General features: G+C 69.5%; 6 protein-coding genes. 5 read left to right on the top strand and 1 reads right to left on the bottom strand.

Translation table 11 applies throughout. The features are described from left to right. Window positions 1-41: 41 nt before the first annotated feature. Window positions 42-1,682: a beta-N-acetylhexosaminidase gene (locus tag A949_RS0119900; RefSeq protein ID WP_026004849.1), complete on the bottom strand. Its 1,641-nt coding sequence runs from the start codon at window positions 1,680-1,682 to the stop codon at window positions 42-44. Window positions 1,683-1,844: 162 nt separating this feature from the next. On the opposite strand from A949_RS0119900, the gene A949_RS0119905 reads away from it, so the two are divergent. The 5 genes from A949_RS0119905 to A949_RS0119925 all read left to right on the top strand — a co-directional run bounded on the left by A949_RS0119905 (window position 1,845) and on the right by A949_RS0119925 (window position 6,023). Further along, window positions 1,845-2,360 (top strand): 2-oxo-4-hydroxy-4-carboxy-5-ureidoimidazoline decarboxylase, encoded by a 516-nt coding sequence (locus A949_RS0119905; protein WP_019357786.1) that lies wholly within the window; start codon window positions 1,845-1,847, stop codon window positions 2,358-2,360. Window positions 2,361-2,564: 204 nt separating this feature from the next. Further along, entirely contained in the window at window positions 2,565-2,945 is a 381-nt protein-coding gene (gene sdhC, locus A949_RS0119910; RefSeq protein ID WP_037706945.1) for a succinate dehydrogenase, cytochrome b556 subunit, read from the top strand. A gap of 6 nt (window positions 2,946-2,951) precedes the next feature. Continuing rightward, window positions 2,952-3,449 carry a succinate dehydrogenase hydrophobic membrane anchor subunit gene (locus A949_RS0119915; RefSeq protein ID WP_019357788.1) on the top strand — a complete coding sequence of 166 codons (498 nt, stop codon included), beginning with the start codon at window positions 2,952-2,954 and terminating at the stop codon, window positions 3,447-3,449. Window positions 3,450-3,480: 31 nt separating this feature from the next. Next, window positions 3,481-5,244: a succinate dehydrogenase flavoprotein subunit gene (sdhA, locus tag A949_RS0119920; protein WP_019357789.1), complete on the top strand. Its 1,764-nt coding sequence runs from the start codon at window positions 3,481-3,483 to the stop codon at window positions 5,242-5,244. Then, window positions 5,244-6,023 (top strand): succinate dehydrogenase iron-sulfur subunit, encoded by a 780-nt coding sequence (locus A949_RS0119925; protein ID WP_019357790.1) that lies wholly within the window; start codon window positions 5,244-5,246, stop codon window positions 6,021-6,023. Before sdhA ends, A949_RS0119925 begins: the two co-directional genes overlap by 1 nt. Window positions 6,024-6,094 lie beyond the last annotated feature (71 nt).

Genomic DNA, 6,094 nt, shown 5'->3' on the forward strand with positions numbered 1-6,094 from the left:
CCGAACCGGGGCCGGTCGGTCCGCGGCCGGGCCGGTCCCGGTCAGTCCACCTTGTCGACGAGCTTCACGAAGTCGTCCCAGGAGCGTTCGGGCCGCTGCGGGTCCCACAGCTTCTGGGCCGTCGCGGCGAGCGGCAGCCGGATCCCGCGGGCGACCTGTCCGGTGGTCTGCGCGTCGGCGAGGTCGCCCCAGACGGCGAACCGGCCGCCGAGGATGCGGTCCCGTCCGGCCCACTTGTCCGGGACCGGTTCGGTGCCGCGCACCACGGCGGGGGTCCACTCCTCGTAGATGCGCCGGCCGGTCGGGTAGGTGAAGTTGTTGGGCTGGCCGAGGACGTAGTACAGGTACTCGTCGTTGAGGTTGACGACCTTCCAGCCCTCCTTCAGATACTCGGACGGCTCCCGCTCGCCCGTTTCCCGTCCGGTCCAGTAGGCGACCTCGCGCGGCTTGTTCGGCTCGACGACGCCGCCGCGGTGCATGCCGTCGTTCCACACCTGCGGGATCTTGCCCTGCTTGTCCAGGGTCGAGGCGCGGTCGTTGAGCCAGGCGGTCGCCAGGTCCTGGACGGTGGCCTTGTCCCCGAACTTCTCCCGCGCCTTCTTCGCGAGCCCGGGGTAGGTCTGCTCCGGGTTCTGCGTCATCAGTGCCTGGTACTCGTCGCCGCCCGCGTGCGCCCACTTGCCGGGGAACAGGTCGGCGAACTCGACCAGCAGTTCGTCGACGAGCTTGGCGGCGGCGGGCTTGCTGATGTCGATCGCGCCGCGCGGGGTGGCGCCCGAGGCGCTGCGCAGTTGCAGGTCGGGGTGGGCTTTGAGGACGGCGCCGAGGTGGCCGGGCGAGTCGATCTCGGGGATGACGGTGATGTGCCGGGAGGCGGCGAGGTCGACGATGTCGCGGACCTGCGCCTTGGTCAGGTGGGGGTCGGAGACGATCTCGGGGTGGGTCTCGCTCTCGATGCGGAACGCCTGGTCGTCGGAGAGGTGGAGCTGGAGCTGGTTGAGCTTGAGGTCGCCCATCTGGCGGATCCGGGCCTTGATCCAGTCGGCGCTGAAGTTCTTGCGCGCGATGTCCAGGGAGAAGCCGCGCTGCGGGCGGTCGGGGGCGTCGGCGACGGTGCCCTCGGCGAACCGGCCCTGGGCCCGCCAGGTCTGGAGGAGGGTGCGGGTGCCGTAGAAGACCCCGGCGTCGCCGCCTCCGGTGATCGTGACCTTGCCGTCCTTGCTGACCAGCCGGTAGCTCTCGGGGCCGCCGTTCACCTTGCCGCCGGGGGACTTCCCGCCGTCCTCGCCGCGCTTGAGCTCGATGTCGCCGGTGCGGGACGGCGCCTTGGCGACCGGCACCTTCAGCTCGTCGGCGAGCAGCTTCGCCTCGTCGCGGAGCGAGTCGGCGGCGGGGACGACCCGGGTGCGGTCCGTGCGCTGCCAGCCCGGGCCCCGTACGGCCTGCCACTGGCGCACCGAGGGCACGGCCGAGGGTGCGGGGCCGAGCCGGTCGGGGCCCTTGGGCGGCTGCGCCGAGCCGCTTCCGGAGGCGGAGGGGGAATCGCCGCCTCCGTCGCCGTCACCGCCGCAGGCGGTCAGGCCGAGCAGGCTGACGGCGAGGGTGAGCGCCAGTGGCGCGCCGGAGCGGCGGAGCGCCCCCATGGCAGTCCGCCCCGACTTCTTCGACCAGTTTCGTCCCATACGGATACGGTATTTCCCCTTCCCAACCCTTCCCCGTCAGCCATGCGTGCCCACGCGTTCCCTTACGGGTGAAAAACACGACTCGTACGGCCGATCTTGCCTGGTCGCCACTACCGTGACGCATCCGGGTCCACATCCGGATCCATCGGACTTACGGAGCGCATGACCCTTCCCACCCCTCCCCGCCACGGAACGCGGACACCCCTGGACCGTTTCAACGGCGCGGCCCGCGCGACGGTCGAGCCGCTGCTGCTGCGCTGCTGCGGCAGCCGCCGCTGGGCACGTCGGCTCGTGGCGCACCGGCCCTACCCGGACGTGGAGGCCCTGCTGGCGGCGGCCGACGAGGCGAGCTACGACCTGACCCCGGCCGATCTGCGGGAGGCGCTGGTCTGCGAGTCGGCCGCACACCCCCTGGAGGGCGAGCCGCAGCCGGGCGTACTCGCCGCGCACACGGCCCTGCGGGCCGCGCACGGCGCGTACGAGCGGAAATTCGGGCACGCGTTCCTGTACTGCCTGGACGGGTTCGCCGCCGAGGAGCGGCTGGACCAGGTGCTGGCGGGAATCAGGTTGCGGTTGGAGAACGATGCCGACGAGGAGTGGGCGGTCACCGCGGAGGAGCTGCGGCGGCTGGCGCGCGGGCGGCTCGGCCGACTGGCGGCGCCCGGACCTGCGGACTGAGGCCCGCCACGCGGGCCGCGGTGTGTCCCCGCTCACACTGCGGATAGGCCGTCCGTGCCTGATTGATCACACCTGCACACCCCTGGGCGAACGTGCCGACAACCCGTCGCTACGATGACCGAGGCCGGTGGACCGTACCCGGCCGGGCCCGCCCGACCTACCGAAGCCGGCAGGCCCCAATATCCGCTCCCGGAGGGTTTATCCGTGCCGGCTGGAACGCTGTACCGCGGCCGGGAAGGAATGTGGTCCTGGGTGGCTCATCGAGTCACCGGCGTCCTCATCTTCTTCTTCCTGTTCGTGCACGTCCTCGACACCGCGCTCGTCCGCGTCTCGCCAGAGGCGTACGACGACACTGTCGCGATCTACAAGACTCCGCTCGTCAACCTGATGGAGTACGGCCTGGTGGCCGCCATCCTCTTCCACGCGCTGAACGGCCTGCGGGTCATCGCCGTGGACTTCTGGTCGAAGGGCGCGAGGTACCAGAAGCAGATGCTGTGGACCGTGCTGGGCGTGTGGATCGTCCTCATGGCCGGTGCCTTCTACCCGGTCCTGCAGCACACGCTGCGCGAGCTGTTCGGGAGCTGATCCGTGATGTCGACGACCGAGACGACCGAGGCCGCCAGGAACGACGGCGCGGACGAGCCCACCGACAGCGTCACGCTGTACGACGTGGACCACCCGGCCCCCGTCATCGAACCGCCGCGCAAGCGGACCGCGAAGACGCCCAAGGCGTCCCGCGGCAATTTCGAGATGCAGACATGGCTGTTCATGCGGCTGTCGGGCATCGTGCTGGTGGTGCTCGTCCTGGGCCACCTGCTGATCCAGCTGGTGCTGGACGGCGGCGTCAGCAAGATCGGCTTCGCGTTCGTCGCGGGCCGCTGGGCCTCGCCGTTCTGGCAGGTGTGGGACCTGGCGATGCTGTGGCTGGCGATGCTGCACGGCGCCAACGGGCTGCGCACGGTGATCAACGACTACGCCGAGCGCGACAACACCCGCTTCTGGCTGAAGATGCTGCTCTACACGGCCACCGTCTTCACCGTCCTGCTGGGCACGCTGGTGATCTTCACCTTCGACCCGAACATCCGCTGACGTACCGGGGCTGAAGGCTGAGGTTTTCCCGATGAACAACGTCAAGATCCACAAGTACGACACCGTCATCGTCGGCGCGGGCGGCGCCGGTATGCGCGCGGCCATCGAGTCCACCAAGCGCAGCCGCACCGCGGTGCTGACCAAGCTCTACCCCACCCGCTCCCACACCGGCGCGGCACAGGGCGGCATGGCCGCGGCCCTCGCCAACGTCGAGGAGGACAACTGGGAGTGGCACACCTTCGACACGATCAAGGGCGGCGACTACCTGGTCGACCAGGACGCCGCCGAGATCCTGGCGAAGGAGGCCATCGACTCCGTCCTCGACCTGGAGAAGATGGGCCTGCCCTTCAACCGCACCCCGGACGGCACCATCGACCAGCGGCGGTTCGGCGGGCACTCGCGCAACCACGGCGAGGCCCCGGTGCGCCGCTCCTGCTACGCGGCCGACCGCACCGGCCACATGATCCTCCAGACGCTGTACCAGAACTGCGTCAAGGAGGGCGTGGAGTTCTTCAACGAGTTCTACGTCCTGGACCTGCTCCTCAACGAGGTCGACGGCATCCGCAGGACCGCCGGAGTCGTCGCCTACGAGCTGGCCACCGGCGACGTGCACGTCTTCCGCGCCAAGTCCGTCGTCTTCGCCTCCGGCGGCAACGGCAAGTTCTTCAAGGTCACCTCCAACGCGCACACCCTGACCGGCGACGGCCAGGCCGCCGCGTTCCGGCGCGGGCTGCCGCTGGAGGACATGGAGTTCTTCCAGTTCCACCCGACCGGCATCTGGAAGATGGGCATCCTGCTCACCGAGGGCGCCCGCGGCGAGGGCGGCATCCTGCGGAACAAGGACGGCGAGCGCTTCATGGAGAAGTACGCGCCCGTCATGAAGGACCTCGCCTCGCGTGACGTCGTCTCCCGCGCGATCTACACCGAGATCCGCGAGGGCCGCGGCTGCGGCGCCGACAAGGACCACGTCTACCTGGACCTCACGCACCTGCCGCCGGAGCAGCTCGACGCCAAGCTGCCCGACATCACCGAGTTCGCGCGCACCTACCTGGGCATCGAGCCCTACACCGACCCGGTGCCGATCCAGCCGACCGCGCACTACGCGATGGGCGGCATCCCGACCAACGTGCAGGGCGAGGTGCTGGGGGACAACAGCACCCCCATCCCCGGCCTGTACGCGGCCGGCGAGGTCGCCTGCGTCTCGGTGCACGGCGCCAACCGGCTGGGCACCAACTCGCTGCTGGACATCAACGTCTTCGGGCGTCGGGCCGGCATCGCCGCCGCCGAGCACGCGGCCACCGCCGACCACATCGACCTGCCCGAGGACCCGGCCACCTTCGTCCTCGACGAGATCGAGAACCTGCGCGACGCCACCGGCAACGAGCGCGTGGTCGACATCCGCAAGGCCCTTCAGGCCACCATGGACAAGAACGTCATGGTCTTCCGCACCGAGCAGACGCTGAAGGAGGCCGTCGAGGAGATCGGCGCCCTGCGCAGGCGCTTCCGCGACATCAGCGTCCAGGACAAGGGCAAGCGCTTCAACACCGACCTGCTGGAAGCCCTGGAACTGGGCAACCTGCTCGACCTGGCCGAGGTCACGGCGGTCTCCGCGCTCGCCCGCAAGGAATCCCGCGGCGGTCACTACCGCGAGGACTTCCCCAACCGCGACGACGTCAACTTCATGCGGCACACCATGGCGTACCGCGAGGTGGGCGACGACGGCACCGAGTCGATCCGGCTGGACTACAAGCCGGTCGTGCAGACCCGCTACCAGCCGATGGAGCGTAAGTACTGATGAGCACCGCAACGCTGGACAAGAACGACTCCGCCGGGCCCGTCGACTCGGCCGAGAACAGCGCCTCGCACCTGATCACCCTCACGCTGCGGATCCGCCGGTTCAACCCGGAGATCTCCGAGGACGCGCAGTGGCAGGACTTCACGCTGGAGATCGACCCGAAGGACCGCGTCCTCGACGCGCTCCACCAGATCAAGTGGGAACAGGACGGCACCCTCACCTTCCGCCGCTCCTGCGCCCACGGCATCTGCGGCTCGGACGCCATGCGGATCAACGGGCGCAATCGGCTCGCCTGCAAGACGCTGCTGAAGGACATCAACCCCGAGAAGCCGATCACGGTCGAGCCGATCAAGGGGCTCACGGTCCTCAAGGACCTGGTCGTCGACATGGAGCCGTTCTTCCAGGCCTACCGCGACGTGATGCCCTTCCTCATCACCAACGGCAACGAGCCCACCCGTGAGCGCTACCAGTCCGCCGCGGACCGGGAGCGGTTCGACGACACCACCAAGTGCATCCTGTGCGCCGCGTGCACCTCGTCCTGCCCGGTCTTCTGGAACGACGGCCAGTACTTCGGGCCCGCGGCCATCGTCAACGCGCACCGGTTCATCTTCGACTCGCGCGACGAGGGCGGCGAGCAGCGGCTGGAGATCCTCAACGACCGGGACGGAGTGTGGCGCTGCCGCACCACGTTCAACTGCACGGACGCCTGTCCGCGGGGTATCGAGGTCACCAAGGCCATCCAGGAGGTCAAGCGGGCCCTGATCACCCGCCGCTTCTGACCCCTGCACGGAAGACCCCTCTTCCGGCCCTCGCCCCGCCTCCGGGGCGAGGGCCTTTTCGCGTGCCCCCG

The sequence above is a fragment of the Streptomyces sp. AA1529 genome, assembly GCF_000280905.1.
Lineage (GTDB): Bacteria > Actinomycetota > Actinomycetes > Streptomycetales > Streptomycetaceae > Streptomyces.

Bases quoted from the DNA above. Each gene is read 5' to 3' on its own strand.
- A949_RS0119900 (WP_026004849.1), bottom strand. From the start codon at position 1,682: ATGGGACGAAACTGGTCGAAGAAGTCGGGGCGGACTGCCATGGGGGCG.
- A949_RS0119905 (WP_019357786.1), top strand. From the start codon at position 1,845: ATGACCCTTCCCACCCCTCCCCGCCACGGAACGCGGACACCCCTGGAC.
- A949_RS0119915 (WP_019357788.1), top strand. From the start codon at position 2,952: ATGTCGACGACCGAGACGACCGAGGCCGCCAGGAACGACGGCGCGGAC.
- sdhA (WP_019357789.1), top strand. From the start codon at position 3,481: ATGAACAACGTCAAGATCCACAAGTACGACACCGTCATCGTCGGCGCG.
- A949_RS0119925 (WP_019357790.1), top strand. From the start codon at position 5,244: ATGAGCACCGCAACGCTGGACAAGAACGACTCCGCCGGGCCCGTCGAC.